At 59.6% G+C, this 26,676-nt stretch carries 22 protein-coding genes and 1 tRNA gene; 11 read left to right on the top strand and 12 right to left on the bottom strand.

Features of this window, described 5'->3' with window-relative positions; translation table 11 throughout:
• The first annotated feature begins 14 nt into the window (after positions 1-14).
• The 5 genes from GTP55_RS09665 to GTP55_RS09685 all read left to right on the top strand — a co-directional run bounded on the left by GTP55_RS09665 (position 15) and on the right by GTP55_RS09685 (position 6,146).
• The gene (locus GTP55_RS09665; RefSeq protein ID WP_371868315.1) at positions 15-2,654 is read left to right on the top strand and encodes a type VI secretion system Vgr family protein; all 2,640 of its coding nucleotides are present in this window, start codon (positions 15-17) and stop codon (positions 2,652-2,654) included.
• The gene (locus tag GTP55_RS09670) at positions 2,651-3,466 is read left to right on the top strand and encodes a DUF4123 domain-containing protein (protein WP_161044726.1); all 816 of its coding nucleotides are present in this window, start codon (positions 2,651-2,653) and stop codon (positions 3,464-3,466) included. The genes GTP55_RS09665 and GTP55_RS09670 overlap by 4 nt, the downstream gene beginning before the upstream one ends.
• Complete coding sequence (locus GTP55_RS09675) at positions 3,463-4,059, top strand: DUF3304 domain-containing protein (RefSeq protein ID WP_161044727.1); 597 nt, start codon at positions 3,463-3,465, stop codon at positions 4,057-4,059. Before GTP55_RS09670 ends, GTP55_RS09675 begins: the two co-directional genes overlap by 4 nt.
• Entirely contained in the window at positions 4,050-5,654 is a 1,605-nt protein-coding gene (locus GTP55_RS09680; protein WP_161044728.1) for a T6SS phospholipase effector Tle1-like catalytic domain-containing protein, read from the top strand. The genes GTP55_RS09675 and GTP55_RS09680 overlap by 10 nt, the downstream gene beginning before the upstream one ends.
• 234 nt (positions 5,655-5,888) lie before the next feature.
• Entirely contained in the window at positions 5,889-6,146 is a 258-nt protein-coding gene (locus GTP55_RS09685) for a PAAR domain-containing protein (protein WP_161044729.1), read from the top strand.
• A gap of 24 nt (positions 6,147-6,170) precedes the next feature.
• Here GTP55_RS09685 and GTP55_RS09690 read toward each other — a convergent pair whose 3' ends face one another.
• Genes GTP55_RS09690 through GTP55_RS09705 form a run of 4 tightly spaced genes read right to left on the bottom strand, consistent with a single transcriptional unit; the run spans position 6,171 to position 13,796 of the window.
• The gene (locus GTP55_RS09690) at positions 6,171-8,537 is read right to left on the bottom strand and encodes a beta-galactosidase (RefSeq protein WP_161044730.1); all 2,367 of its coding nucleotides are present in this window, start codon (positions 8,535-8,537) and stop codon (positions 6,171-6,173) included.
• Positions 8,537-9,808 carry a DUF2264 domain-containing protein gene (locus GTP55_RS09695; RefSeq protein ID WP_161044731.1) on the bottom strand — a complete coding sequence of 424 codons (1,272 nt, stop codon included), beginning with the start codon at positions 9,806-9,808 and terminating at the stop codon, positions 8,537-8,539. The genes GTP55_RS09690 and GTP55_RS09695 overlap by 1 nt, the downstream gene beginning before the upstream one ends.
• Positions 9,809-9,821: 13 nt before the next feature.
• Positions 9,822-10,952, bottom strand: a complete 1,131-nt coding sequence (locus GTP55_RS09700) for a glycoside hydrolase family 88/105 protein (RefSeq protein WP_229257850.1) — start codon at positions 10,950-10,952, stop codon at positions 9,822-9,824.
• Complete coding sequence (locus GTP55_RS09705) at positions 10,953-13,796, bottom strand: TonB-dependent receptor (protein WP_161044732.1); 2,844 nt, start codon at positions 13,794-13,796, stop codon at positions 10,953-10,955.
• Between the two features lie 386 nt (positions 13,797-14,182).
• Between GTP55_RS09705 and GTP55_RS09710 the strand changes: the two genes are divergently transcribed.
• Positions 14,183-14,494: a hypothetical protein gene (locus GTP55_RS09710; protein WP_161044733.1), complete on the top strand. Its 312-nt coding sequence runs from the start codon at positions 14,183-14,185 to the stop codon at positions 14,492-14,494.
• A 251-nt stretch (positions 14,495-14,745) separates the two neighbouring features.
• Here the strand turns inward: GTP55_RS09710 and GTP55_RS09715 are convergent, their stop codons facing one another.
• Positions 14,746-15,048: a DUF8583 domain-containing protein gene (locus GTP55_RS09715; protein WP_161044734.1), complete on the bottom strand. Its 303-nt coding sequence runs from the start codon at positions 15,046-15,048 to the stop codon at positions 14,746-14,748.
• A 206-nt stretch (positions 15,049-15,254) separates the two neighbouring features.
• Between GTP55_RS09715 and mobQ the strand changes: the two genes are divergently transcribed.
• Positions 15,255-16,361 carry a MobQ family relaxase gene (mobQ, locus tag GTP55_RS09720; protein ID WP_161044735.1) on the top strand — a complete coding sequence of 369 codons (1,107 nt, stop codon included), beginning with the start codon at positions 15,255-15,257 and terminating at the stop codon, positions 16,359-16,361.
• 22 nt (positions 16,362-16,383) lie between these two features.
• Positions 16,384-17,037 (top strand): hypothetical protein, encoded by a 654-nt coding sequence (locus tag GTP55_RS09725; protein WP_161044736.1) that lies wholly within the window; start codon positions 16,384-16,386, stop codon positions 17,035-17,037.
• Between the two features lie 156 nt (positions 17,038-17,193).
• On the opposite strand, the gene GTP55_RS09730 is transcribed toward GTP55_RS09725, so the two are convergent.
• From GTP55_RS09730 to GTP55_RS09740, 3 genes are all read right to left on the bottom strand, one after another.
• Positions 17,194-17,625 carry a hypothetical protein gene (locus GTP55_RS09730; protein WP_161044737.1) on the bottom strand — a complete coding sequence of 144 codons (432 nt, stop codon included), beginning with the start codon at positions 17,623-17,625 and terminating at the stop codon, positions 17,194-17,196.
• Positions 17,626-17,741: 116 nt separating this feature from the next.
• Positions 17,742-18,986: a tyrosine-type recombinase/integrase gene (locus GTP55_RS09735; RefSeq protein WP_229257851.1), complete on the bottom strand. Its 1,245-nt coding sequence runs from the start codon at positions 18,984-18,986 to the stop codon at positions 17,742-17,744.
• A gap of 190 nt (positions 18,987-19,176) precedes the next feature.
• A tRNA-Met gene (locus tag GTP55_RS09740) sits at positions 19,177-19,253 on the bottom strand.
• Positions 19,254-19,403: 150 nt separating this feature from the next.
• Between GTP55_RS09740 and GTP55_RS09745 the strand changes: the two genes are divergently transcribed.
• Positions 19,404-19,808, top strand: coding sequence for a VOC family protein (locus tag GTP55_RS09745; RefSeq protein ID WP_161044739.1), 405 nt, complete (start codon positions 19,404-19,406; stop codon positions 19,806-19,808).
• Here GTP55_RS09745 and miaA read toward each other — a convergent pair.
• The 3 genes from miaA to GTP55_RS09760 all read right to left on the bottom strand — a co-directional run bounded on the left by miaA (position 19,805) and on the right by GTP55_RS09760 (position 23,816).
• Positions 19,805-20,752 (bottom strand): tRNA (adenosine(37)-N6)-dimethylallyltransferase MiaA, encoded by a 948-nt coding sequence (miaA, locus tag GTP55_RS09750; RefSeq protein WP_161044740.1) that lies wholly within the window; start codon positions 20,750-20,752, stop codon positions 19,805-19,807. The genes GTP55_RS09745 and miaA overlap by 4 nt on opposite strands.
• A gap of 2 nt (positions 20,753-20,754) precedes the next feature.
• Positions 20,755-22,797 carry a DNA mismatch repair endonuclease MutL gene (mutL, locus tag GTP55_RS09755; RefSeq protein ID WP_161044741.1) on the bottom strand — a complete coding sequence of 681 codons (2,043 nt, stop codon included), beginning with the start codon at positions 22,795-22,797 and terminating at the stop codon, positions 20,755-20,757.
• Between the two features lie 92 nt (positions 22,798-22,889).
• The gene (locus GTP55_RS09760) at positions 22,890-23,816 is read right to left on the bottom strand and encodes a peptidylprolyl isomerase (protein WP_161044742.1); all 927 of its coding nucleotides are present in this window, start codon (positions 23,814-23,816) and stop codon (positions 22,890-22,892) included.
• Between the two features lie 135 nt (positions 23,817-23,951).
• Between GTP55_RS09760 and GTP55_RS09765 the strand changes: the two genes are divergently transcribed.
• Positions 23,952-24,596: a VTT domain-containing protein gene (locus tag GTP55_RS09765; protein ID WP_161044743.1), complete on the top strand. Its 645-nt coding sequence runs from the start codon at positions 23,952-23,954 to the stop codon at positions 24,594-24,596.
• A gap of 139 nt (positions 24,597-24,735) precedes the next feature.
• Positions 24,736-25,773, top strand: a complete 1,038-nt coding sequence (locus GTP55_RS09770) for a carbonic anhydrase (protein WP_161044744.1) — start codon at positions 24,736-24,738, stop codon at positions 25,771-25,773.
• A gap of 64 nt (positions 25,774-25,837) precedes the next feature.
• Here GTP55_RS09770 and GTP55_RS09775 read toward each other — a convergent pair whose 3' ends face one another.
• The gene (locus GTP55_RS09775) at positions 25,838-26,665 is read right to left on the bottom strand and encodes a D-hexose-6-phosphate mutarotase (RefSeq protein WP_161044745.1); all 828 of its coding nucleotides are present in this window, start codon (positions 26,663-26,665) and stop codon (positions 25,838-25,840) included.
• Positions 26,666-26,676: the final 11 nt, after the last annotated feature.

Here is a 26,676-nt window from a genome sequence, read left to right on the forward strand (position 1 = left end):
TAACGGGAGGCAGTGTGGAAAGCGACAGCGATTTTTTCAGCTTCATGACGGCGGCCAAGGAGCTGGTCACCGATAACCGGCCGTTGCGGTTGCGGTTAGACCTGCCCGGCGGATTCAATGACGACATGCTGCTGCCGCAGCGCGTGTTCGGCTCCGAGAGTATCTGCGGCGGGATTGAATACCGCGTGCTGTGCGTGTCGGCCAATGCGCAACTACCGCTGAAGAAGATGATCGCCGTGGCGGCCCAGCTGGATTTCGTCACCGATCGCGGCGACTTGCGCAGCGTGTGCGGCATCGTCACCGAAGCCAGTTCGGGCGACAGCGATGGAGGGTTGGCCAGCTACCAGTTGGTGCTGCGCGACGCGCTGGCGATACTGGAAAAGCGCACCAACACCCGCGTGTTCCGCAATATGGACGAAGTAGAGATCGTCCAGCGCATCCTCAACGAGTGGCGGCAGAAAAGCCCGGTGCTTGGTGTCTGCTTCAACCACGAGAAGGATGAGGCCTTCGACCTGCGTACCTATCCCAAGCGCGAATTCACCATGCAGCACAACGAGTCAGATGCGGCCTTCATCCGCCGCCTGCTCAAACGGCGCGGCATCGGCTGGTACATCCGCGCCGGCGAAATGATGCACACGCTGGTGTTGTTCAACAATGCTGACAGCCTGCGTCAGAACGCCGCCGGCACCATTCGCTACCACCGCGACGCCGCTACCGAAGAACGCGACACCATCACCGCCTGGAGCGCGGTGCGCAGCCTGCAGCCCGGCACGGTCACGCGGCATAGCTGGGATTACATGAATCCGCAGGGCCGGGACTTCATGCTGGTATCGACCAACAGCAGCAACAACCAAGGCGTCAACGGCAACGAGCTGGCCGCCACGCTGGACGACTACCAGATCCTGCCACCGCACGCCGGCGACGACAACGAAGACCTGTTCAACCTCGGTCAGCTGCGCATGAAACGGCATGACTACGAATCCAAATGCTTCCACGGCGAAGGCAGCGTGCGCGATATGTGCGCCGGCGAATACTTCACGCTGGCCGAGCATCCCGAAGTGGACCAACACGACCCTGCGGAACGCGACTTCATCGTCACCGACTTGCAGGTGACGGCGCAAAACAATCTGCCGAAAGCACTGGCCACGCGCGTGGAACGCCTGTTCGCCCGCAGCCGCTGGATGCACGGCGTCAGCGATGTGCAGATGCAGCGCGATGTCGCTGACAAAGTGGCCAGCGGCCCGCTACGCATGCAGATCCAGTTCACGGCCGTCCGTCGTGGCGTAAGCATTGTTCCCGCCTTCGACCCGCGCGTGGACGTGCCACAAGTACAAATGCAAAGCGCCATCGTGGTCGGTCCGAAAGGTGAGGAGGTCCACTGCGACCAACTAGGCCGCGTAAAAATCCGCTTCCCCGGTACCCGCCCGGAAGACCACGAAGAAGCCGCCGGCGCCGGCGCATCAGATACCACCACCGACTCCGCCTGGGTACGTGTTGCATCCAACTGGGCGGGCAACGGCCCCGGGGCACTCCAACAATGCGGCGCGCTTGGCTTGCCGCGGATCGGAACCGAAGTATTGGTCACCTTCCTCGGTGGTGACCCTGACAAGCCCATTATCGTGGCCCAACTCTATAACCAGCAAGGCCAGCCAGTAGCTCTCAACGATGGTGGCAACTTGCCGGGCAACCGTTATCTTTCCGGAATAAGAAGCCGTGAAGTTCTAGGTGTCAGCGCCAATCAACTGCGATTTGACGATACAAATGGCAAAATCAGCGCGCAACTGGCAAGCGATTACGGCGCGAGCCAGCTGAATTTGGGATGGTTATCCCAATCACGAGTCGAAGGTCATTGCGAACAGCGTGGGGTTGGCGCCGAATTGCGCAGCGATATGAACATCGCTGTACGTGGCTTGCAAGGCGTTCTGGTCACCGCCGAGCCAAGCGATCACAAGACGGGGCAACACCTCGAACGCGCTGAACTCCTTAATATTGCGGACAGCTTACAGAAACTTGTGTGCCAACTAGCTGAGCAGGCCGAACTGCACGCCGGTGACAAGGCTTCCGGTAAAGATCTTCCAGAGCTAATTGAAAAGCTGAAAAATCTTGAAATTAGCGGAGCGCCTATTGTAGCTGTCAGTGGCCCCGCTGGTTTAATTTGTGGAAGCACTAGAAATATCGCCATCGGAGCGGCGACCACGGTTGATATCGTTAGTGCAAGTACGACTTCTCTGGCTGCGGGAGACTGTGCCTCATTCCGCTCGGTGCAATCGATGAGTTTGTTCGCGAACGAAGGGGGCATAAAGCTGACGGCAGCAAGTGGGAAGATTGATGTACAAGCGCAGGATGACCAATTGCAGCTACTGGCCAAGAAAGTAGTGGAGATCATTAGCAATACTGATTGGATCACTATAAAAGCCAAAAAAGGGGTACGCATCAACGGCGGTGGGACAGAACTGGAACTGAGTGCTGGCGGTATTAAAGGCTACACCGCAGGGAAGCATGAGATGTACGCAGCCAGCCATCAAACTTTCCCGGGGCAGAGCCGTAACGTCTCGTTCGCTGGAGACAAGGCGGTACACAAGATTTGTATTCCCTGCCTGATGATCGCCGCAGATGCTCATAGTCCTTTCGCCAAGTCTGGAGCCGGAACATGAGTCGCTCGTATATTCTTATCGATACCACCCTACTTGGCTACCCGGTTGACAAGCCGTGGATAAAGAGGCGCCGCAAGCCAACCTGGGTTGCCGCGATTTATGGGCGAGATGCAATAGTCGTCAGTCCGATCTTGATCGATGTGGAACGTGCATGGCATTGCAATCGAATCGATGCGGTGATGGCGCTTGTTAATGCAACTTCTCCGCAATTGGGAATTTCATTTATCGAGACAGAGCTAACGTTGAATGAAGTGCTGCTTCATCTTCGCCAATTCATTTGCATCCAAACAGAAGAAGGCATTGAGTTAACGCTGAGGTTTGCCGACTGCATTGTGTTAGCCAACCTCGCCGTCCTCCTGACGAGCAAACAATGGAGTTGGCTCGTAGCGCCATTTGAGAGCTGGAAGGTCCACTCCCGTGATGGAAAATTAAAATCACTCCCCATTCTCAAAGTGGAATCTCCATCGAGGATTCCTTTATTGTTAAGCGAGATCCAGATCAGCGCTCTTAGAGATGCTTTCGGCGCTGATCAGCTACTGGCGAACTTGCGTAAGCTCCGGCCGGAGCACGGATCCGAATACTCGACAATGCAGGCCCACCAATATGCCGAACAAACGCGTCAGATATGGCTGTCCGCAGGACATGAAGAAAACACAGATCTCTTGCTGTTTGCTCGTCACGTTTTTGAGACTCAGGGGCGTCTTCTACTTCATCCTGGCTTGAAGTCGGTTCTAGAACAATCTGATCCCATTCTGCGGCAAAAAGACTTGCAGCGCTTGGCAAGTCATCATTGTGGCGGAACCAAGCGATGAGAAAGAAAGTACTGCGATTGCTTCTTGCCTGCTCTCTTGGCATAGCCCTTGCGGTTGGGTACGCTTCATTTTTCATGCCTACTGAAGAGGACGACTACGTAGGAACGGTAATGATTGGGGTACACCATCTAGGGCCAGATTACCTTCTGCCAGAGTTTTATGTTAACAAATATGGCGGTACAGGGGTGCAACGCGAAGGGGGCGGTAGCGGGGAGATTTGTTGCATCATGATTCCGAGGCATTGGCGACCGGGGTTGGTAGTTGAGGTACGGTGGAGCGTAGAGGATTGGTCACATGCAGATTATTCGGAAATAGACGCAGGAAACTATCGAAGCATCAAGAAAAAGGGCTTTTATTTCGCAAAGGTACCCGTCGAAAAATATACGGAAGCATATAGCTTATATATCCATTTCTTCCCCGAAGGTCGGGTTCGTGTGTTGACCACACCCTACTCAGTGGTGAGTCCGAATCACCCTGTGCCATATGGACCGACGGACGGGGGCGCTTCGGCGACGACAGGATCGCGTATTACAGAGATGTTTACGGAAGCTGAGAAGAAATATATGGATCGTTGGAGGAATACATGGAAATGATGCAATCAAACGGAAAATTCACAGCGACTCGCACCGCTCCTGTCGAATATCTGAGGCCTTCCAAGCCTGGCCAATACGCCAATGCTTCAGCATGCGAAATTACGATACAAGTAGGTATTTTTTTTGACGGAACAGGCAATAGCCTCTATCTACACAAGGACAAGAAAGGTCACTCCAATGTGGCACGGCTTTACGAAGCCTACCCTCATATTCCTGAAAAAGGATCCCATGCCGTGTACATTCCCGGTTTAGGTATGCCATTTGCGTTGATTAATGAAACAACAGAAAGTGTCTTGGGAAGCGCTTTCGCCAGTGGCGGTGACTCTCGTATCATGGTTGCGCTATTACGCGTTTTTAATGCGGTACATAGAGGTCTTTTTAGTACCGAACTGTTCTCAGCAGCGATGATCACTGCGCTATGCACTGGTACTCCATCCAAGGCTGACATGAAGCTACTCAAGAGCGTGGGACTCAATGACAGCCTCGTAGCGAATGCGGGCGCGATGAGGGGGGTATTCCTAAGTGTCTGTATCAATAGTATTAAAGCTCGAATGAAGAGCAACCGGTCGGCGAAGGTGTGTGAATGCGTCTTGGACATCTTCGGGTTTTCTCGTGGGGCCACGGAGGCTCGAGTATTTTGCCATTGGTTGAATGATTTTTTAACTCAGACCGGCTTAGCTGATGTCCCTCTCCGCTTTCGTTTTTTAGGTTTGATGGATACTGTTGCATCAGTTGGTATACGGGAGGGAGTTAAAAATGATCAATTGCGTATTACAGGTGGTCATTCTAACTGGGCGACACCTGAAGTTATGTGGATTTTGCCCAATATAGAAAATTGTGTTCACTTAATTGCGGTTCATGAGTTACGTAAGAATTTTCCATTGGACACAGTCTTGATGAATCGGGAGCTCCCTCCGAATTGCCTTGAATTCGCTTATCCGGGCGCGCACAGCGACGTCGGGGGAGGATATGAGCCGGGAGAGCTTGGTGTCGCTATCGAGGATTCGCTAAAACTTTCTCAGATTCCTCTGAATCATCTGTACGACTGCGCTATTGCTGCGGGGGTGCCGATATCAAAACGGCGTGGTACTGCGGACTTTGAAATTCACTCTGATTTGCTAACGGCATTTGAGCGATTTATTGATGTTTCCACAGAGGCTCCCAAATCATTGGGTGATTGGCTGCTGCCTTATCTGATATGGAGGTGGCAGGTGAGGAGGGATTTTGAGAATACTGCACAAGTGAGGAGAGCTAATCCAACTCATCGCCGCCATCTGATCGCGTCGAATCGACAATTTTGTGCCGCCGATGAGGAGCTTCAAATGAGTGCGACGTTGTCTTCCAAAGTTTTGAAAAAGAAACGGCCTTATGATCGGGATGGAAATCAGGCCGTGGTATTCGTTTTAGAGCCTGAAGCTCCTGAACTGAGGGCAAAAGTGGCTGCTCAGCCCAAAATCTCGCCTTTCTTGGCGACGTTCTTCGACAATTTTGTGCACGACTCCCTGGCCGGCTTTCGCGAGCAGTTTGTCGAACCAACCGGATATTGGCGCTACCGCAGACTATTTCGTGGTTCCGAAATCCCCTATACCGACTAGAAGAATGAGCGGACGGTCGTGGTTTGCGGTTGGCTTTTTATCAGCACCCCGTTGGCGATATGCCAGTCAGGTGGGCCGCTACGTCACAGGCGCACAAAACGCAAACGTATCCCTCGGACCCTCGCAGCAAGACGCCGGACTGGCATGGCGAGGAAGACAGCTTTAAGAACGCCGAGCTTTGGCGCGCAGAGATCGCTCCTGGTAACTAAATGAGAAGCATGACGGAGGTACCGCATGAAAAACAGCCAGGGCAAGGGCGTCATTCGTCTAGGTGACGCAACGTCGCATGGCGGCAAAGTGATCTCTGCGGCCAATGATTTCAAAGCGCTTGGCAAGCCAATAGCTGTGGATGGCGATATAACCGTCTGTCCGCAATGTAAAGGCAACTTCCCGATACAAGTGGCGTCCAGCGATCGGCATCACCACGGCAAAGCGGTTGCTTACGATGGCGACAAGGCTGCCTGCGGAGCAAAGTTGATCTCCTCAATCTGAGAGCAGCCTTGTCGCCAATCGGCGTCAGTTTTCCTTTACCAGATGGTCGCCGACGTAAGCGCGATAGTGCTTGATGCGGCCGGTGACGCCTTCCGGGCCTTGGCGCGGGGTGTAACGTAAGCCGGCGATGGTGGCTTCGGCGCCCAGGTCGATAATCAGGCGGTGCGGGTGCTTGCTGCCCGGCGCCGTCGCGGCCTTGCCGCTGTAAGCCGTGTGCCAGAAGTCGGAGGCCTGGCCGTTGATGGCGTTGAGGGCGCCGCCGTCTTCCTTGGTGGCTTCCTCGCTGCTGGCGTAGACGATGGTCCAGTTGGACTGGTTGAGCGTCTTGCCGTCGACACCCAGCAGCGCCAGTTCGGCCACGGCGGCGTACTGCTTGCCGTCGAACGCGTCCAGCGACTCGAGGCAGAACTGGCGGCCTTTGTGCGGCTGCGCAAATTTCACGTCCTGCACCGCCGAGCCTTGCGCGAATTCGCCTTCGTGCGCTGGCTTGACGCCGTCCAGCGCCGGTTTCACTTTGCTAGGCGGACGCGCCAGGTCCAGCTCCGGCCGCAGCTTGTCGAGAACTGGCATGGTCAAGCCTTCGATGCGTGCGCTGCGTGGGCCGGTCAGGTCCAGCACCACGACTTCGTTGTGGCCTTGCTTCATCCACGGGCCGGGCAGGTACATGGTTTGCGTCGGGCCGATGCTCCAGTAACGGCCCAGGCAGCGGCCATTGACCCACACGATGCCCTGGCCCCAGCCGGACAAGTCGAGGAAGGTGTCGCCGCTTTGCGTGACATCGAAACCGCCGCGCCAGAAAGCGGCGCCCTGTGCGCGGCCGGTCTTCCACGTCAGCGGCGGCAGCACGGCGTCGGCGTCAAAGTCGATGGCGCGGATGTCCCAATTTTCCAGCGGCTGGCCGTTGAGCAGCACCGGCCCATGCAGGCCTTTGCGGTCGTGGATTTCGACGCCGAAGTTGACGCGGGCGATGGTGTACAGCAGGATCTCCAGCGTCGCCGGTTTGCTGCGCGCCGGCAGGTCGACACTGAAGCGGCGGTAGCGCGTATCCATGGTGCCGACTTGTTTGCCGTCGATGCTGACCCAGGCCAGGTCGCGCACCTTGGCCGCTTCCAGCTTGCCGGCCGGGCCGGCGGGCAGCTTGACGCGATAGGAGACCAGGCCGCGGCTGATGTCGTATTGTTCGATCGGCTGCGGCGAGGTCACGCTCAGCGCCTTGGTTGGCATGGCGGCGGCCACCGTGCAGGACTCCTTGAACCCAAACGGTTTGATGGCGATGACCGGATTTCTCGGCGGTGGCGGCGGCAGTGTTTCGCCCGCCGGCAGGAAGGGTTTGATGCCCTCGCGGTAGGCCTGGAATTTTTCGCCGGTCCATCCGGCTTCGCTGATCGGCGCGTCGTAGTCGTAGCTGCTGGTGTCGGGACGGAAGGGCCGGTCGCAGCCGCCCCACAGACCGAAGCTGGTGCCGCCGTGCGCCATGTACAGGCTGAAGGAGCCGTTGGCCTTCAACATGGTCTGGATGTCGGCCACGGCGCCGTTGGCGGAACCGCGACGGTGCGGTGCGCCCCAGGTGTCAAACCAGCCGGAGTAGTATTCGCCGCACATGCGCGGGCCTTTCTGCACCTGGTCCAGCGCCTTGAAGCCAGTCTGCGGATCGCTGCCGAAATTGACGACGTTGAACAAGCCGTCGATGTGCGACTTGACTACCGAGTTAGTTGGATTGCACTGGAATAGCGGCACATCGAAGCCGGCATCTTGCAGCATGCTTTTCATGTCGCGCATGTAATCCAGGTCTTCGCCGAAGAAGCCATATTCGTTTTCGACCTGGACCATCAGTATCGGCCCGCCGCGGGTTATCTGCTGCGGTCCGAGGATACGGCCGACTTCCTTCATGTAGCGGCGCGCCGGCTGCACGAAGTTGGCGTCGCGCGTGCGCAGGAAGGCGTCGCCGGGCTTCTTCAGCAGCCACCATGGCAGGCCGCCCATTTCCCACTCGGCGCAGGCGTAGGGACCGGGACGCAGGATGACCCACAGGCCTTCCTGCTGCGCGAGTTTGCAGAATTCGGCGGCGTCGCGCTGTCCTTGCCAGTCGTAGCGGCCTTCGCGCCACTCATGGTAATTCCAGAACAGGTAGGCGCAGACGGTGTTCAGGCCCATGGCCTTGATGGCTTTCAGGCGGTGCTGCCAGTATTCGCGCGGCACGCGGGCAAAGTGCATTTCGCCGCAGCGGATTTGCAGGCGCTGGCCGTCCAGCATAAAGTCGGTGTCGCTGATGCTGAAGCGGGCGGCGGCTTGCGCGGACAGCGGCAGCATCAGGCTGCCCATGGTGGTTGCTGCTGCGGCGGCGCTGGCGCCACGTAACATGGTGCGGCGGGAAGTGGATTCGATCGTCATTAGTAATTTACCGGGTAGTCTTTAGGGAAGCGGGCGCCGGCGAAGGCTTTCTTTTGCGTCCAGTCTTGCGCGGGCGCAGTCCAGTAGCTGTCGGTCGGCGACAGGCCAAGTGGCAGCAGGCTGGCGGAGGCGATGTACATGCTGCCGTTGTTGGAGTACCAGTCGCCCAGTTCCGGTTGATGGCCGACAAAGCCAATGGTGAGATAACCTTCCTTGCTGAAGTTGGACGGCGCCGACCACACGGCCTTGTGCACTGCTTGCAGTGCGGCGCGGATCTGGCCTTCGGGCAGGCTTTGCGGCAGCTGCTTGCGCAGCGCCAGCAACGCCAATGGCTGGAAGGCGGCGGTGCGGTAGGTGAGCGACCGGCCGATTGGCGGGAAGCTGCCGTCGGTGGAGATGAAGCGTTCCAGGTGTTCGCTGTAGCGCTGCATGCGTTTGATGGCCTGTGCGCGCAGCTCTTCCGGCTTGCCGTTCCAGAACGCGCCTTTTTTCGCATCGAGAACGTCGAGGATTTCGACCAGCATCGGGTGCATGACGAAGGCGTTGTAGTAGTCGAAGTGGAAGGCGTCGCCATCCTTGATCCAGCCATCGCCGACGTACCATTCGTTGATTTTTCGGATGGCGACATTCATGCGCAGCGGGTCGAATTCTTCGCCGATCGACATCAGCCATGCTTCGTTCATGGCGGCGAACAGCATCCAGTTGATGTACGGCGGTTCGATGCGGCGCAGCGATTTGATTTCGGCGATGATGCGTTGCTTGGTTTTGGCGTCCAGCGGTTCCCACAGCGCTTGCGGCGCGCGGATCAGGGCATTGGTGAAGTAGGCGGAATCGACCAGCGTCTGGCCTGGGCCTTTCCACAGCAGGTAGTCCGGATTGGATGGATCGACAGAATTGGTATAGCTTTGCAGCGCGAGTTGTTGCAGGCGCTTGCGGGTGCGGCCCTCGGGCGTGCCATCGTTGGCGAGGGCCAGCCATGGCGCGACCCCGGCGATCAGTCGGCCGAAGCATTCGAGGAAGGCCACGCCTTTGTCGCGGCCATCCCAGGTGGGGCTGACTTCGAGGACGAAGTTTTTCTTTAGTGTGCCGGCGGCCATGTTGGCCAGCACTGGCTCGGACATTTTTTGCGCCAGTGTGGCGAGTTGTGTGCGGGCTGCGGCGCCGCTGCCATCTGCGCTTGCGGTGGCGGAACTAGCCGCCATGGCTGGCGCGCTGGCGATGCCGCCGCCGGCCGTCGCTGCGAGGGTCTGGATAAAGTGTCGTCGTTGCATTCAGTCTCCGTTGTTATTGTCGCAGCAGGCGCACCAGCTCCGAGGACGCCAGCAGGTAGGCGCCGACACCGAACGCCGTGGTCGAATTCTGGTCAACCACCTGTCCCGGTATGGCGCGGTCGCCGATCGGCTGCACGTAGCCGATTTTTCCGTCCGCTTGCAGCGCGGTCTTGCTCAGGTAGCGCCAGCCTTTGCGTACCACCGGCAGATACTCGTCGCGCTCAAGCAGGCCGTTATTGATGCCCCACAGGTAGCCGTAGACAAAGAAGGCGGTACCGCTGGTTTCCGGCCCGGGTGCGTGCTGCGGATCGAGCAGGCTGCGGGTCCAGTAGCCGTCGTCGGTCTGCGCTTTCTTCAACGCCTGCGCCATGCCTTTGAATTTGGCGATGTAGTCAGCGCGATAAGGATCATCCTTCGGCAAGTCCTTCAGCACTTTGGCCAGGCCGGCGAACACCCACCCATCGCCGCGCGACCAGAAGTCCTTCTTGCCGTTGACGCTTTGATGCTTGGGATAGACGTAGCGGGCATCACGGTAGTACAGCTGCGCGTCGCTGTCGTACATGATGCTGTTGGAGTATTCAAAATACTCGTGCAGCTTGTCGAGATACTGGCGATTGCCGGTGATCGTATACAGCTTGGTCATCACCGGCATCACCATGTACAAGCCGTCCGACCACCACCAGTAGTCCTTGTTGGCAGTGCTCATCTGGTACTCCATCACCTCGCGCGCGCGGGCGATCTTCTTTGGATCGGGATCGAGCTTGTACAAGTCGGCATAGGTCTGGAAGCAGATCTGCCAGTCGCCGAACAGCACATGGTCATCGGTCTCGCCGTACTGGTACTTCCACGTCGCCTTGTCGGTCGACTTGGCGCCCTGCCAGTTGTTATGCGCCGCCCAGTCTTCCGAGTACTTTCGCCATGCCGGATTGCCGGTGATCTGGTACGCCTCCATATTCCCGGTATGGTAGGCGGCGATATCCCAGAAGGCCCACTTCTGCGGCGCTTCGCGCTGCTGCCAGTAGCCATTGACCTTGTTGATAATGCCGATCACTTCCTGTTCGGACGTGTCGACCGCCGGCGGCGCCGAAGCGCAGCCGGCCAAACTCGCCGCCAACAGGCTGGCGGCGTACAGTCGTTTCATCATTTAGAGTTTTCCCCGGATGCCGAATTTGATCGTGCGGCCATCATACTTCGCATAGTCCATGCGGGTCTTTTTACCGCTACCGTATTTCCCGCTGGCGTCTTCGAAGTAATCGTAGGCCAGCGTGTTGCTCAGGTTGAGCGCATCGATACGGAATTCGAGATTCTCGTTGATCTTGTAGCTGATGTTGGCGTCGAGGTAGCCGCGTCCCGCGCGCCAGCGGATCAGGTCATCGCCCAGGTTGCGCGGGTTGTCCGGGTGTAGCGACTTGTCCTTGTAGTTATAGGACAGGCGCGCCGCCCATGGCCCCTGTTCGTAGTAGACCGTGGTGCTGTAAGCGTACTTCGGCACCGAATTGACGTCAATGACTTTGCCGGCGTTGGTAATCCACGGCGCGCTGTTGAAGGGATTGATGTGGGTATAGCTGGCGATGGCACCCATGCCGCTCCACGGCGCCGGCAGGAAGTTGAAGGCCTGCTGGTAGGCCAGCTCATACCCTTTCAGCGTTTGTTCGCCGGCGTTGGTGTAGGTGCGCAGCGTCATCGCCAGGTTGGGATCGACGTGGCCATTCGCATCCTGGAACAGCGGTCCCAATGCGGTATCCGGCAGGCCGAGCGAGGAGAACGGCACCACGGTGGTGTTGGCGACGGTGGCGTCGGTCAGCTTCTTCTGGAACACGGCTGCCGACAACAGGCTACCCGGCTTGAAGTACCATTCCAGGCTGGTGTCCAGGTTCTTCGATTGTTGCGGGCGCAGGTTGGGATTGCCCGAGGTGGCCGAGTTATCAAACTGGTTCGGGATCACGGTCTGCGCGGCGATGATCGACAGCGACGCGCGCGTGATGGTTTTGCCCCATGAGGCGCGCCACATCAAATCATCGGTCAGGTCAAACGCGCTGCTGATGGCCGGCAGCACATTGCTGTACGAGCCTTGCTCGTGGTTGGGCGAATAGACCAGGCCCGCGCCTTTCTGCTTGAAGTTGTCGATGTCGGTTTCGGTCTTGGAGAAACGCACGCCGGCGTTGAAGCGCAATTCGTGGCCGCCGATGTCGCCCTTGAAGTCGGACTGCACAAAGGCCGTTTTCACATCCTCTTCCGCCGCAAAGCTTTGCGATGGCGTGAAGGCGGAATCCGGGTTGTACACATTGGGGTCGAACTGCGAGTAGAAGTAGTTGCTGTTCCAGGTGGCCCAGCTATGCGGCCAGCCGGCGCCGAAGTCGAGGTTATTGATCGGCAGCTGGGACGTCATCGCGCTGCGCAGGCCGGCCGCGCCGATGCTGTTCAGGTGCGCGGTGGCGAGCGCGGTGCCGTTACGCTTGCTGACGCCCTTGATGGTGGCGACGTAGGTCAGGCCTGTTTTCAGGTGGCCGGTCCAGCCGCCGGGCAGGTCGTAGTCATAGTCGGCGGCCACGCGCGCTTGCTTGCCCTTGTCGGTCTCCTTGGTCCAGCCGGTGCCGATGGTGAAGCCGCTCCAGCTATTCGGATCGGTGTAGCTGGTCGGCGAGGAGATCGATGGGTAGACGTGATCGCTGCCGTAGTCGATGGTCGAGGTGGCGCCGTAGATGTAGCCGGACAGCTGGCCGGTGGCGCTGGTGGCGGTGCTTTGATTCAGGCTGGCCTGGCCGCTCAGCGTCAGCTTGGGACTGGCCTTCCAGCTGGCGTTCAATGCGCCGTAGCCGAATTTGGTGTCGTCCTTGGTATAGGCGGCGCCGGCGTTGTAGGTGGTATTGCCGAAGGTGCCGGTCAGCAGATTGGTGCCCGGGTCGATGTGGACGTCGAGCGGTATCAGGCCGTTGTTGCCGCTGGCGCCAACTGGCGCGTTGCGGTTGGTGGTGGCGGTGCTGCGCACCAGGATGCCGAACAGCTGTTCCGCGCGGGTGTTCTCCAGCTTCGAGTAGAGGGTGTCGAAACTGACGTTGAGTGTGGGCGTTTTCCACTGCACCGATGATACCAGGCCGTCGCGCGTGCGTTCGTTCTGCGAGCCGTAGAAGCGATAGATACGCGGCAGGAAGGCTTTGGCCACCTGGTCGCGTGTGTAGCCGCCCAGATTGGCCAGCGGGCTGTCGAAGTCCAGCGCAAGGGCGAAGTTGCCCTTGACCGGATTCTGGCTGCCGTTGAAGGAGCTGTTGTAGCCGCCGGTGGCTTCAAAGCCGGAGCGGGTGTTGATGCTGCCGCTGTGCGAGGCGCCGATCAGGAAGCCGAGGTTGTCCCAGGTGTTCGAGTACAGCACGAAGCCGTTCGGGTCATTGTGCTTGGAGCTGGTGTTGTAGGTGTCGGTGAGGCCGTAGCGGATGGTGCGCTTGGGATTGTCGAAGGGGCGCGGCGTTTGCAGGTCGACGATGCCTCCGAGGCCGCCCTCGGTCAGTTCGGCCAGCGGCGATTTATAGAAGTCGACGCGGCCAAACAGTTCGGATGCGAAGACGTCGTAGTTGAAGCCGCGCGCCGCCGAGCCGATGGTGGCGGTGGAGGTGGTGTTGACCGGGGCGCCGTTCAGCGTGGTGACCGAGTATTCGGTCGGCAGGCCGCGAATCGAAATGCGCTGGCCCTCGCCGGACGACTCGTCGCGGTTGAGGATCACGCCGGGCACGCGCTGCAAGGATTCGGCGACGTTCGCCTCGGGGAATTTGCCGATGTCTTCAGCGACGATGGAATCGCGCACGCCGATGGCTTGCTGCTTCAGGTTCAGCGCTTTTTGCAGGCTGGAGCGGAAGCCGGTAACGACCACGGTGGTGCCGGGATCTTCGGCGGCGGCCGGCGGTTCCGCTTGTGTTGCCTGGGCCGAGGCCGCAGGCGCATACATGGCCGCCAAAGCGAGCGGAACCATGGTCTCCATTATTTTCTTTTTCATGTCGTCCTCAGTCGGTTAGTTCTGGGCGGGTGCAGGTTGTCTGATGACCTGTCACGGTCAAGACTAGCCATTTCGGCAAGCATGGGCAACACGCCAGGGAAAACGTTTTATTGCAGTGCGGCAGAGGTGCGGCGAGGGTGATTTCGCTATGAAATCAGAGGATTTTGATGGTGTGGTTAGCCTGAAAAACGTGGCGATGGGCAGTTTTATACACTCAGGTATGCCGACATCGTATAGGCCAACGCAAATTTTCCATACGTCGATGTGGGGAAAAACTGACGCGCCATTTCACAGTCGCGTCCGCGCCGGAGAGACCGCTTGCGTACGATCAGCTCGATCTTGCGCAGGCGTGTTACAACAGGGATCGCTCTGAGAAAGGATGCGCTATGCGTCGTTGGCTGGTTTGCTTTTTAATTGCACTGCCGTCTATCGGACTCGGCAGCACTTGCTATGGCACGGTTGCGCAGGGCAAAACCTTCGTCTACGGCGAGACCGGCCTGGCGCAAGGCGGGCCGATCCGGCCGCATAAAACCCACCAGGCCGGATTGTCGGTGGATTTTATGGTGCCGGTGCTGAACGCCGCCGGCGAATCGGTGCCGCTGCCGGGTAATGTCAGCAACCAGTTCGGCTACGGCATCGAGTTCGACCAGGCCGGCAGATTTGAAGATCTGCGGATTGACTACGTCTGCACTTCATGAAGGAACGGCCATGGATACGGCACGACGAGCACTATCACGTGGATTTCGCGGTGGCGTGCCGGTAAAAACAAAAAAGCCGTAAATCATTTAGTATGATTTACGGCTTTCGGAATCTTGGTGGGATAGGTGGATTTGGACCTCGCGAAAGTAAGCCTTATCCTGATTGGGTTTCTTCACCTCGCGAAAATGCATATACCGAAATACATACCCTAATAATCTGTTGGTCCTGCTTGCGATGTTGAACGGCGCGACTAAGGCAGGTCAAGTTGGCTCTCCGGCGCTGTCGTTGGCGGACTGCGAAGGTCGAACAGTGCGCGGTCGTCCGGGCGCGTAAGCACCTCGTCCATCATCGCGAGAAGGCGCGCTTGCGGCCATTCGCCTCGTTCGACTTTAGCTAGGATCGCGGCACCGATCAAGATTTTTCTTCGAGTATCTTCTGTGCGTTTGCGTTTCGAATCCTCCGTGCGTTTGCGGGCTTCGATCTGTTGGCGTTGCGCCTTGAGCTTTTTGAGCCGAGTTTCGGCTGCCTCAATACGGGTGTCGATGGTTTCCATAGCATCTCCTTGATCGGGCTATGCGTTATTAAAGCCGATCCGCATGCATAGTGAGTGAGCCAGCGCAAGGGCGGTTCACGCCCGATGCGCAACCCCGAAGCGAACAGCAAGGGCGCACTTAGCGTAATCCCCTGCAGGGATTACCGTGCGGTCGCTGCGCGACAAAGTCAAAAACACAGACAACGACAACACCAACGGCGAACACCATGGCGATCTATCATCTGTCGGTGAAGGTTATCGGCCGTGCAGCTGGTCGCAGCGCGACCGCTGCCGCCGCCTATCGTGCGGCCGAAAAGATCGTCGATCAGCGCACTGGCCTCGTGCATGATTTCACCCGCAAGCGCGGTGTTGAACATACAGAGTTAGTGTTACCCGGCGGCACGCATGCCAGTCGCACCGACTTCTGGAACCGTGTCGAAACGCACCATAAGCGCGGCGACGCAGTGCTAGCGCGCGAAGTCGAAATCGCGTTGCCCGATGAACTGACGAAGGACGAACGACGCACGCTGGCCACAGCGTTCGCACGCGAACTCGCAGACCGCTACAAAGTGGCCGCTGACGTCGCGGTCCACGCACCCAGTCGCGAAGGCGACGAACGCAATCACCATGCGCACATCATGTTATCGGCTTGCTCCGTTGGCGAGGACGGAACCCTCGGGAAGAAGGCAGTAGAACTTGATCCGATTCATTGCCAGCGGCACGGACTCGGGAACATGGCTGATCGGGAGCGCGCGCGATGGGAGGAAATCGTCAATGTGCAACTCGAGCGCGCCGGGCATGCGGCCCGAGTAGATCATCGTAGCCTCCAGGCGCAGGGGATTGATCGTGTTCCGACGAGTCATCTCGGACCAGCGGTCGCCGGAATGAAGAGACGCGGGGCATCCAGCGACGTTGGACAACGTATCGCGAACGAAGTGGCGGATCATCTGAAGCGCGCACGCGAGATGGGAGAGCTTGAGCGGCATGCGTGCGTATTGGATCAATCGATCATCGATGCGTCCAGCGATCTCGCAGCGGCATTGCGGGATCGTGAGGAGATGGTGCAGCTAAAGGCCAACGTTGGTACAGGGAAGGCCAGTTTCCGAAGCCAGTTCAAACAGCATCAGGAGGCCGAAGGTGCTAAGGACGCACTTATGGCCTTTAGGGCGTTTCAAGTGGAGCAGGCATACGAGCTCGCGAAGGAGCATGCGCAGCGAGAAGCGAGCGCGCAGGAATTGGCGCGTCAAAGAGCCGAAGCACAGACAAGGGCCGGGCGCATGCGAGACGGTTCGAAATTGCCGCGTGAGCGTGGTGGCCCTTTGCATAAGCGGTAACGATGATTTCATCGGAGGTGAAATGGACGTGTCGACACAGATATACGGCTTGATGGCCGTGGCGGAAGAACAGCAGAAAGCGATTGCCGCCGCGCTGGATGGCTTGACGCAAGAGCGTAGAACCCTAGAAGTATTGCGGGCGGACCTAGTCAAACAGTACGCGGCGATTAAAACCACGAGACAGGAAACGATCTCGACTATTCAGAACGCGACAGAGGAGGCGACTCGCGACGCCGTGACGCGTTCTATCACTGGTATCTCGCACGTTGTTGTAGATGAGTTTCGCGAAAACTGGCAGCCATTTTTGGCCGAGGCGCATACGTCTACAGCGACCATGAGTGCGGCGGCGGGTGACGTGACATCTGTCATGAGGTGGTTCACCTGGCGTTGGTCGACGCTGTTGTGCTGTTTTCTAGCAGGCGTGTTTCTGCTGACCTGGTTGGGTACCACGGCTATGATTGCAAGCCAGCGTGGCGAAATCCGAGGCCTACAAAACGAGCGTGCGGCGTTGGCGTCGGAGGTTGTGAAATTGCAGCAGCAAGCCGATGCGTGGTCTACTAAGGGAGGGCGTGCGAAGCTGCAGGTGTGTGGACCCAAGCGGCGCTTGTGTGTGCGCGTCGACAAGCAGGGTGCTTATGGCGCGGGCGCGGATTATTTTGTCCTAAGCGGCTATTAGCTGATCGCTAGGGATGGCAACTAGCCTAGACCGTGCACTGCAGCACCAGTCGTAAACGCCCCGTTGCGGACGTTCGCGGTTCTACGAAGCGGTCGCTCAACAAACTAGCTTAGCAGCGCCGTTAGGCGTGGGCTGCAGCATCGGTCAGGTTGCCGTTCAAAAAATTACTAACACGCATCTACCGTTGTCCATTTCCACAAACGTTAGCACTAAGTTTCCGATAGGGTAGTGTTCGGCCTGCACTTCGATTTTTACCGTCGGCTGTTGGTGCGATGTCGTCAGATTTCCAGCCTCGGAAACGGATGCAACAGAAACCAGTCTTGGGGTGGAGAGCAGACCGAGAAATTTCATGCCGCTTAGGCTTCCGGGGCCTCCCTTTTCTGACAATGCACCGCAAACCATGCGATTCCATGTCGCTGCATCATCGTTCTGATAGGCGTCAACAAGTCGATAGGACTTGTCGAGAATGGCCTCCGCCCCTGGTGGAACGAGCGGGCGGCCATCAGCTGCGGCAGCTTTGCCTATGATGAGGGTGGACAGAATCAAAAATTTAAGAAGTTGTCTATTCATTCGAATCAATTCATCCAAGCGTTACCCAAGTATCGATATATGTAACTTTTCGCACTCCTCGCGCGATGTTCGGCGATGGAGCGTTGGAACCCGCTCCAGTGTTGAGTGAGATAGCAATTTTCTCATACGATCAATCACGTGTGGATTTTAGTTGTCCGCTCCGCATCGGCGGCTTTCTGGGCAATTTGATCGAGATAGTCGGCGTAGTCCTGCATCATTTTCTTGCGTTCATCGAGGAACATGGCGCGGTCGTAGGCTTCTCCGTAGATGTCTCCTGAAAGGTGGGCCAGCTGCCGGTCAACGACTTCGTGACGGTAGCCAAGGCGCTCTTTGAGTACGCCCATTGCCAAGCTGCGGAACCCGTGCCCTGTCATGCGGCCGGTATAACCCATTCGCTTGAGCGCGGCGAGGATCGCCCAATTGCTGGTTGGGCGGCTGTGGTCGTTTCGGTTAGGGAAGAGGTACTCGTTGCCACCTGTGTGCGAGTGCAATTCGCGAAGAAGCTCCCAGCCCTGGCGCGGAAGGTGGACATGGTGATCGACCCGGCGCGGGTTGATTTTCCTTTTACCCATTTTCATGCGGTGCCATTTGATGATCCAGACTTGTTTGTCGAAGTCGATCTCCGACCATGGCGTCTCCGTCAATTCGCTGGTGCGGACGAAGACCAACAGCATCAGCCGGATCATGATCCGGGTCTGCATCATCATGGAGTATTCATGCTTGGTTAAGAGGCGCAGGAATTCCGGCAGTTCATCTGGCGTAATAGCCGCATGGTGGCCGCGCGCACGAACCTTCAGGGCGCCGCGCAGGCTGGGGATTGGGTCGAATTCAGCCTGGCCGGTCGCGATGGCGTAACGGAAAACCTGGCCGCAGAACTGGCCGCATCGGCGCGCCATTTCCACTGCGCCGCGTTTCTCGATACGGCGTAGCACATCGAGCATCAACGGCGCTTTGACCTCACTGATGGGAAACTTGCCGATGAGCGGAAAGACGTCCTTCTCAAGACGGTGAAGGACATTCTTCGCGGTATTGTCTTTCCAGCTGTCGGCTTTGTTGGCATGCCAATCGCGGGCGACGTTCTCGAATGTGTGCGAAGCGTCCATTGCGGACTGGAGCTTTTCAAGGCGACGCGCCTGCGCCGGATCTTTGCCGATCGCGAGCAGGTGTTTGGCTTTTGCGCGCCGCTCGCGTGCCAGAGCCAGCGATACAGCAGGGTATGCGCCAAAGCTCAAGCAATTTTGTTTACCGTTGGCTTGCTGGTAGTTCATGCGCCAGATCTTCGATCCGGTCGGATTCACTTCAAGGTACATACCGGCCCCGTCCGCCAGCTTGTAACGTTTGGGCTGGGGCTTTGCGTGTCTGACCTGGATGTCGGTCAATGGCAATACGCGCCTGGGCATGTTTTTAAGGTATACCGTTTGAAGGTATATCGATTGTCCCTAAAAACATACCTCTAAAATTGATGGACATCAAAGGACGTGCGTGGACGTTTACGAACAAAAAACCCGCCGTCTCACTGGGAGAAGGGCGGGTTTTTGAAACTTCGTCAAACGGACTGAAGTAAATTCTTGGTGGTGATAGGTGGACTTGAACCACCGACCCCAGCATTATGAATGCTGTGCTCTAACCAACTGAGCTATATCACCTGCAACGCGAAGCATTATCGGGGATGGCGCCCGGACTGTCAAGAACGCCCCCAAACTTTTTTGAAAAAAATGCCCGTTAGCGTGCGGCGGTCGTCAAAACGTTGGCATATTGGTATTCTGACCGCATAACCATTTTTCAATGGAGGCGATATGGCCACCAATATCTTCATCAATCTGCCGGTGCGGGATCTGCAGAAGTCGATCCATTTCTTCACCCATCTGGGCTACAGCTTCAATCAGCACTACACAGATGACTCCGCCACTTGCATGATCGTGGACGAGAATATCTTTGTGATGCTGCTGACCGAGACCCGCTTCAAGGAGTTTACGCCCAAGCCGATCAGCGACGCGCACACGTCAACCGAGGTGCTGGTGTGCTTGCAGGCGCCGTCGCGCGACGCGGTGACGACGCTGGTTAGCAAGGCTATCGAGGCCGGCGGCCGCACCTACAAGGAGCCGCAAGATCGCGGCTTCATGTATGGCCACGGCTTCGAGGATCTCGATGGCCACCTGTGGGAACTGGTGTATATGAGCGGCGAGTTGCCGACGGACTAAGCGAGGCGCCCGGCAATTTGCGCCAGCATGGTGCTGGCCGGGTCCGGCGCCAGGCAGTCGAGCACCACGCGATCGGGCATTGAACGCAGCCAGGTCAGCTGGCGCTTGGCCAGCTGGCGCGTGGCGATGATGCCGGTTTCGCGCATGGTCGGATAGTCAATGGTGCCATCCAGGTATTCCCACGCCTGGCGGTAGCCCACGCAGCGGATCGACGGCAGGCCCAGATGCAGGTCGCCGCGCCGGCGCAGCGTTTCCACTTCGGTGATCAGGTTACCGTGCGGGGATTGTTCCAGCATGATATCGAAGCGGCGCGCAATGCGCTGATGTAGCACCGCACGGTCGGACGGCTCCAGCGCAAACGACAGCAGCTCAAACGGCAGTTCGGTTTTCTCGCGCAGCGCCAGCAGCTCGGACATCGGCTGGCCGCTCAGCGCATGGATCTCCAGCGCGCGCTGGATGCGTTGCGAATCGGCCGGCGCCAGGCGCCCCGCGGTTTCGGGATCGACGGCGGCCAGGCGCGCATGCATGGCAGGCCAGCCGATGCGGGCCGCTTCCTCATCCAGCGCGGCGCGCACGGCGGGATCGGCGCCCGGCAGGTCGTCCAGCCCATCGGCCAGGCCTTTGAAGTACAGCATGGTGCCGCCCACCAGCAGCGGCAGTTTGCCGCGCGCGCTGATGTCTGCCACCAGCCGCAGCGTGTCCTTGCGAAACTGCGCCACCGAATACGCGTCCAGCGGATCGAGAATGTCGATCAGGTGATGCGGCGCGGCGGCCAGTTCCTCCCTGGTCGGCTTGGCGGTGCCGATGTCCATGCCCTGGTAGACCAGCGCCGAATCGACGGAGATGATTTCGGACGGGATGCGGGCCGCAATCGCCAGCGCGGAGGCGGTCTTGCCCGACGCCGTCGGCCCCATGATGGCGACGGCCAGTGGTTTGGTGCTCATGATTATTGACCGCGCAGGAAGAGCTTATCGAGTGCGCCGATTTCCACCTGCACCCAGGTCGGGCGACCGTGGTTGCACTGGTCGGCGCGTTCGGTGATTTCCATCTGGCGCAGCAGGGCGTTCATCTCCTGCAGCGACAGGATGCGGTTGGCGCGCACCGCCGTATGGCAGGCGAGGGTGCCGAGCAGTTCGTTCTGGCGTTCGATCAGCACGCGGGAGCCGCCGAATTCGCGCACGTCGCGCAGCACGTCGCGCGCCAGCGTCTGGGCGTCGGCGTTCTTCAGCAGGACTGGCACCGAGCGTACCGCCAGCGTGGTCGGCGACAGCACGGCGATGTCGAAGCCCAGTGTCTGCAAGGTCTCCTGGTGTTCTTCGGCGGTGCCGACTTCCACTGCGTCGGCGTAGAAGGTGATCGGGATCAGCAGCGGCTGCACCTGCATTTCTTCACCGGCCACGCGGCTATCCAGCGCGTTTTTCAGTTGCTCGTACAGGATGCGTTCGTGCGCGGCGTGCATATCGACCAGCACCAGGCCTTTGACGTTCTGCGCCAGGATGTAGATGCCGTGCAGCTGCGCCAGCGCGAAGCCGAGCGGGAATTCTTCCTGCGCCATGGCGGCGGCGGAGACGGTGAAGGAGCTGGTTTGCGGCAGCGTCATGTCGGCGGCGCGCTCGCCGGCAGGGCGGTCGCTGTCGCGGAACATGGCGCCGTAGCGTTCGGTGCTTTGGGCGACACCGCCGCCGGCGCCGAAGCGTGGGCCGGCGTAGTTGCCGCCAAAGCTGCCGGCAGTCGACGCGCCGCCGTAGCCATGACCGCCGGCTGGGCCGCCGAAGCCGGCGCTACTGGCCACACCGCTGCCATCGCCCGCACCGCCGTCGGTGCCAGATGCGCCAGATGCGCCAAATGGCGATGGCGAGAACGTCGGCGCGTAATCAGGGGCCAGCAATGGGCCGAACGAGGTCTGCTCGCCGCGCCACATCGGCGTGGTGTTCAGGCTATCCGCCGCCGGTAGCGGCGATGGCACGCTGCCGTGTGCGGTGGCCGAGGTCTGCGCCAGCGCCCGCTGCACTGCGTGGAAGACGCATTGATGCACAGCGCGGCCATCGCGGAAGCGCACTTCGATTTTCGACGGGTGAACGTTGACGTCCACCAGCGCCGGATCCATGTCCAGCGACAGCACGTACGACGGGAAGCGGTCGCCGTGCAGCACGTCCTGATAAGCCGCTTTGACCGCATGCACCAGCACCTTGTCGCGCACGAAGCGGCCGTTCACGTAGAAGAACTGGCCGTCGGCGCGCGCCTTGGAGGCGGTCGGCAAACCGATGTAGCCGTGCAGGCGCAAAGGGCCGATGGTTTCGTCGACCGGCAGGCGCGCTTCGGCAAAGCCGTCGCCGAGGATCTGCGCGCTGCGGCGGGCGATTTCGCTGACATTCCAGTGATCGACGGTGCGGCCGTTGTGGGTCAGCGAGAACGAGACATCGGGCCGCGCCAGTGCGATGCGGCGCACGACTTCGGCGCAGTGGCCAAATTCGGTCTGCTCGGACTTGAGGAATTTGCGCCGCGCCGGCGTGTTGTAGTACAGGTCCTTGACGTCGATGGTGGTGCCCAGCGCGCCGGACGATGGCGTCGGCGTGGCGTTGTGCGAGCCGGCGATTTCCCATGCGTGGGCCACATCGGCGGTGCGCGAGGTGATGGTCACCTGCGCTACCGAGGCGATGGAGGCCAGCGCCTCGCCACGGAAGCCGAGGGTGCCGACGTTTTCCAGGTCGTCCAGCGAGGCGATCTTGGAGGTGGCGTGGCGCGCCAATGCCAGCGGCATTTGTTCGGGCGGGATGCCGCGGCCGTTGTCGGTGATGCAGATGCGTTTGACGCCGCCTTCCTCCAGGCGCACGGCGATTTGCGTGCCGCCGGCGTCCAGCGCGTTTTCCAGTAGCTCTTTGACCACGGCGGACGGACGCTCCACCACCTCGCCGGCGGCGATCTGGGAAATCAGCTGGTCAGGCAGGGCCTGGATAGGGCGTGGGGGGCGGAGGTCTGGGGCGTTCATCGACAAGATTATAGCGTGTGCGGCACCGCTCACCCCGCAAACCGCGGACCAGGGTCTGACCCCGTACGGGGTCAGACCCCCTCCGGCTGGGGTTACTGCTTCGGACGTTCGCGCACCGGGATGGCGGCGTTGCACAGTTCCAGATAGTTGGCGGCGTATTTGTTCCACGGGCCGCCACGGTTGCGTTGCGCTTCCAGCACCTGCTCGTAGATCGGCGCTTCGCTGCGCATCACTTCAAAGTGGCTGCGTTCCGCTTCCGGCACATCCGCCTCCAGCCGCACCGAGACGATCGGCATGCGCGCCTCGTTCGGGCCGTAGAAGCCCAGCGCCTCGCTGCCGCGCGGCAGGGTAGTCAGCAACGGCATGCCGGAGATCACGCGGCCCAGCAGCGTGATATTGCGGTCCAGGTGGCGCGGTGCATGGCCGGTGATCGCGTACAGCTCGGAACCGCTGCCGCTGTCGGTGTCGTTGTCGCGGCCCACGCCCACCATGCCGTAGCAGTGCGCCAGCCAGGTGGTCTTGGCCTTCGGATCGCGCCCCACCGGGAAGCCGTTGGAGTGGCCGATCTGCGGCGCGTAGCCATCCGCATCCTTTTGCAGCACGAAGTGCTTGTCGTTCGCCAGCGGCGCGGTGAATTCGCCCGGGACCTTGGCCTTGGCCGTGCCCAGCGACTTGGGCTTGGTCTCGGCGTTCGGATCGCCCCACTGCGCCACGTAGTTATCCTGCGAACGGATCACCGCCAGTCCATCGAAGTAGTGTTCCTTGACCATGGTCTTGATATTGGCCACGCCCAGCGGCGCGAAGTCCGGCGCCAGTTCGATCACCACGCGGCCGGTCGGCAGATCCATATATAGGGTGTTGGCCGGATCGGTCGGCCGCCAGTCGGCCGGCTTGGACGTCTTGATGATGTCGCCGGCGCTGGGGCGCTCCGGCAGATCGGCGGCGACAGCGCTGGCAGCGCCGAGGCCCAACGCCAGTGCTGGCAGGGATAAAACACGTAAAGTGCGGAACAAAGCCATCCAAATCTCCTTGGTTGATCGAACCCGCTTGTTGCGGGGCCTGCGATGATTGTAAACTGGATATGACCAGCTCGGAAACCGCTGCCGCAGTGACTGGCGGTAGTGTATGATGCCGGCTCACCTTATGGAAAGAATATGGACTTAGTGCAATTGTTTGACATGATCCTGCATGTCGATAAGACATTGGAAGTGTTGATCCAGCAGTACGGTACGCTGATCTACGTTGTTCTATTTGCCATTATCTTCGCCGAAACCGGTCTGGTGGTGCTGTTCTTCTTCCCGGGCGATACGCTGTTGTTTATCGCCGGCGCGCTGTGCGCGGTGGGCGAGATGAATCTGCCGCTGCTAATGGTGCTGCTCACTACCGCCGCCGTCACCGGCAACACGGTCAATTACTGGATCGGCGAGAAGGTCGGGCAGCGGGTATTTACCCACGATTACCGCTGGCTCAATAAAGAAGCGCTCACGCGCACCCACAACTTCTTCGAAAAACACGGCGGCAAGACCATCGTGCTGGCGCGTTTCATTCCGGTGGTGCGCACCTTTGCACCGTTCGTCGCCGGCGTGTCGGATATGACCTTTGCCCGCTTCCAGCTGTACAACTTCACCGGCGCCATCCTGTGGGTGCTGATGTTGACGTCGGCCGGCTATTTCTTCGGCAACATCCCGATCGTGCGTGAACACCTGACCGAAATCGTGCTGTTCGGCGTCGGCCTGGCGGTTGTGCCGATGGCGATCGGCGCCGTGTGGAAATTAACTCGGCGCCTGCAAAGCCGCTGAAACCCGCATGTAGCCGTGCTGCGCGGCCGCCGCAGCATGATTGTTTGCTATTTTCGGCGCTGCGCGCCAAGCCGCGACCCTCAAGTTTTGCCCAAATGCATCCGTATACCAGACTGTAACTGTTACTTCTGGATACTTCATGCGCTCCCTCCTGACCCTGATTGCCTGCTGCTGCGTGGTTTCCGCAGCCGCCGGCGCTGAAAAAGATCCGCTGATTTCGCCCTCGACGAAATCGGCGGTGGCGGGGGCTGCGGGTGTGACTGGCGCCGCCGCAGCGGTGGTGGGCGCGTCTTCGGCTTCGTCTGCGGCATCGAGTGCACCGCCGCGCAAGATGACCGAGCGCGAAAAAGAAGCCCAGGCGGAGGCCGACCTGACTGCCCGCATCCAGGAACGACTGGCCATCATGCGCGCCAACCAGGCCGCGCGCGTGGCCGCAGCGGCAAAGGCGAAGAAGCAGGCCGCCGCCAAGGAGGCCGCCGTGGCGGCCATCCCCAAGGTGTACAGCAATGTATGGTCGTATGAAGGCGAGACCGGCCCGGCCAACTGGGGCAAGATCAATCCGGCGTGGGCCAAGTGCGGCAGCGGCAATCGCCAGTCGCCGATCGACCTGCGCGACGGCATGAAGGTGGATCTGGAGCAGATCACGTTCGACTATCATCCGTCGTCGTTCAATGTGACCGACAACGGCCACACGGTGCAGGTGATGGTCGGCAGCGGCAATTTCCTCACGGTTGGCAACCGCACCTATGAGCTGATCCAGTTCCACTTCCATCGTCCGTCGGAAGAGCGTATCAACGGCAAGGGCTTCGAGATGGTGGTGCACCTGGTGCACAAGGACCCGGAAGGCCGCATCGCCATGCTGGCGCTGCTGCTGGAACGCGGCAAGCCGCAGCCGGTGATCCAGACCGTGTGGAATAATCTGCCGCTGGAGAAGTTCGATACGGCGGCGCCGTCCGAGCCGCTCGATCCGCAGGACCTGCTGCCGGCCAAGCGCGAGTACTACACCTTCATGGGATCGATGACCACGCCGCCGTGCAACGAGGGCGTGCTGTGGCTGGTGATGAAGGAACCGCTGCAGGCGTCGCCGCAGCAGATGGCGTTGTTCAGCCGCCTCTATCCATTGAATGCGCGGCCAGTCCAGCCTAGCGGCGGCCGCATCATCAAAGAGTCCAACTAGCCGTCATTCCCGCGCACGCGGGAATCCATGCTGAATGTGGGGTCCCGCTTGCGCGGGAATGACGTCAGGTGCTGATGGTGTGCCGGCCGGTCCAGGTGGCGCCGGCCGCCAGCGGCTGCTGGTAGATGCGCGCCGGTTCGATGCAGACGAAGCGCAGGTATTCGTCATCGGCCAGATCGGTCAGCGCAGCGGCATCGTCTTTGCCCGGATTCCATACCACCCATTGATCGAAGCCTTGCTGTTGCAGGTGCAGCGTGGCGTCGGCCGTGTTCAGCGTCACGCCTGGCGTGGACTGGTACATGCGGTCGTGCTTCTCGGTGAAGTGCAGCGCCGGCGTATCCTGCACCAGCGTTTGATTATGGTGATCGAGGAACTGCTGGTGTTGCAGGCCGCTGATGCTGGTCGCGTCCAGATGGCCGACATCGTAGTAAGTGTGCAGCGCCACGCCGAAATCGTAAGCCTGCTGGCCCGGATTGTGAGCGCTGTAGCTGATGTCCAGCGCAGCGGCGCGCAGCGTGAAGCGCAGCGTCAGCGTAAAGTCGTGCGGCCAGGCTTGCGCGTGTTCGGCCGACAGGTCGGATGGCGCCAGGCTGAATTCCACAAACGAATCTCCCTGGCCGGTCAGGCGCCAGGTGCTCACGCGCGCAAAGCCGTGACGCAGGCCAGGACCGCGCACGTTAAACTGCGGGAAGATGACCGGCACGCCGCCGCGTATCGCCTTGCTGCCGTCGAGCGGCGTTTGCGAACTGACGAACAGGCGCTCCTTGCCATCGGCGGTTTTCCACGACAGCAGGTGCGCGCCGAATAGCGACACCGTCGCTTGCGCGCCATCGGCTGCGGTCAGGTGGACGGCCGGCAGCTCGCCGTAGGTGGTCATCGTAACTACAGCCATGGGTCTCTCTT

Origin of the sequence: Duganella margarita, assembly GCF_009857535.1 — a bacterium.
Classification (GTDB): Bacteria; Pseudomonadota; Gammaproteobacteria; order Burkholderiales; family Burkholderiaceae_D; genus Rugamonas; species Rugamonas margarita.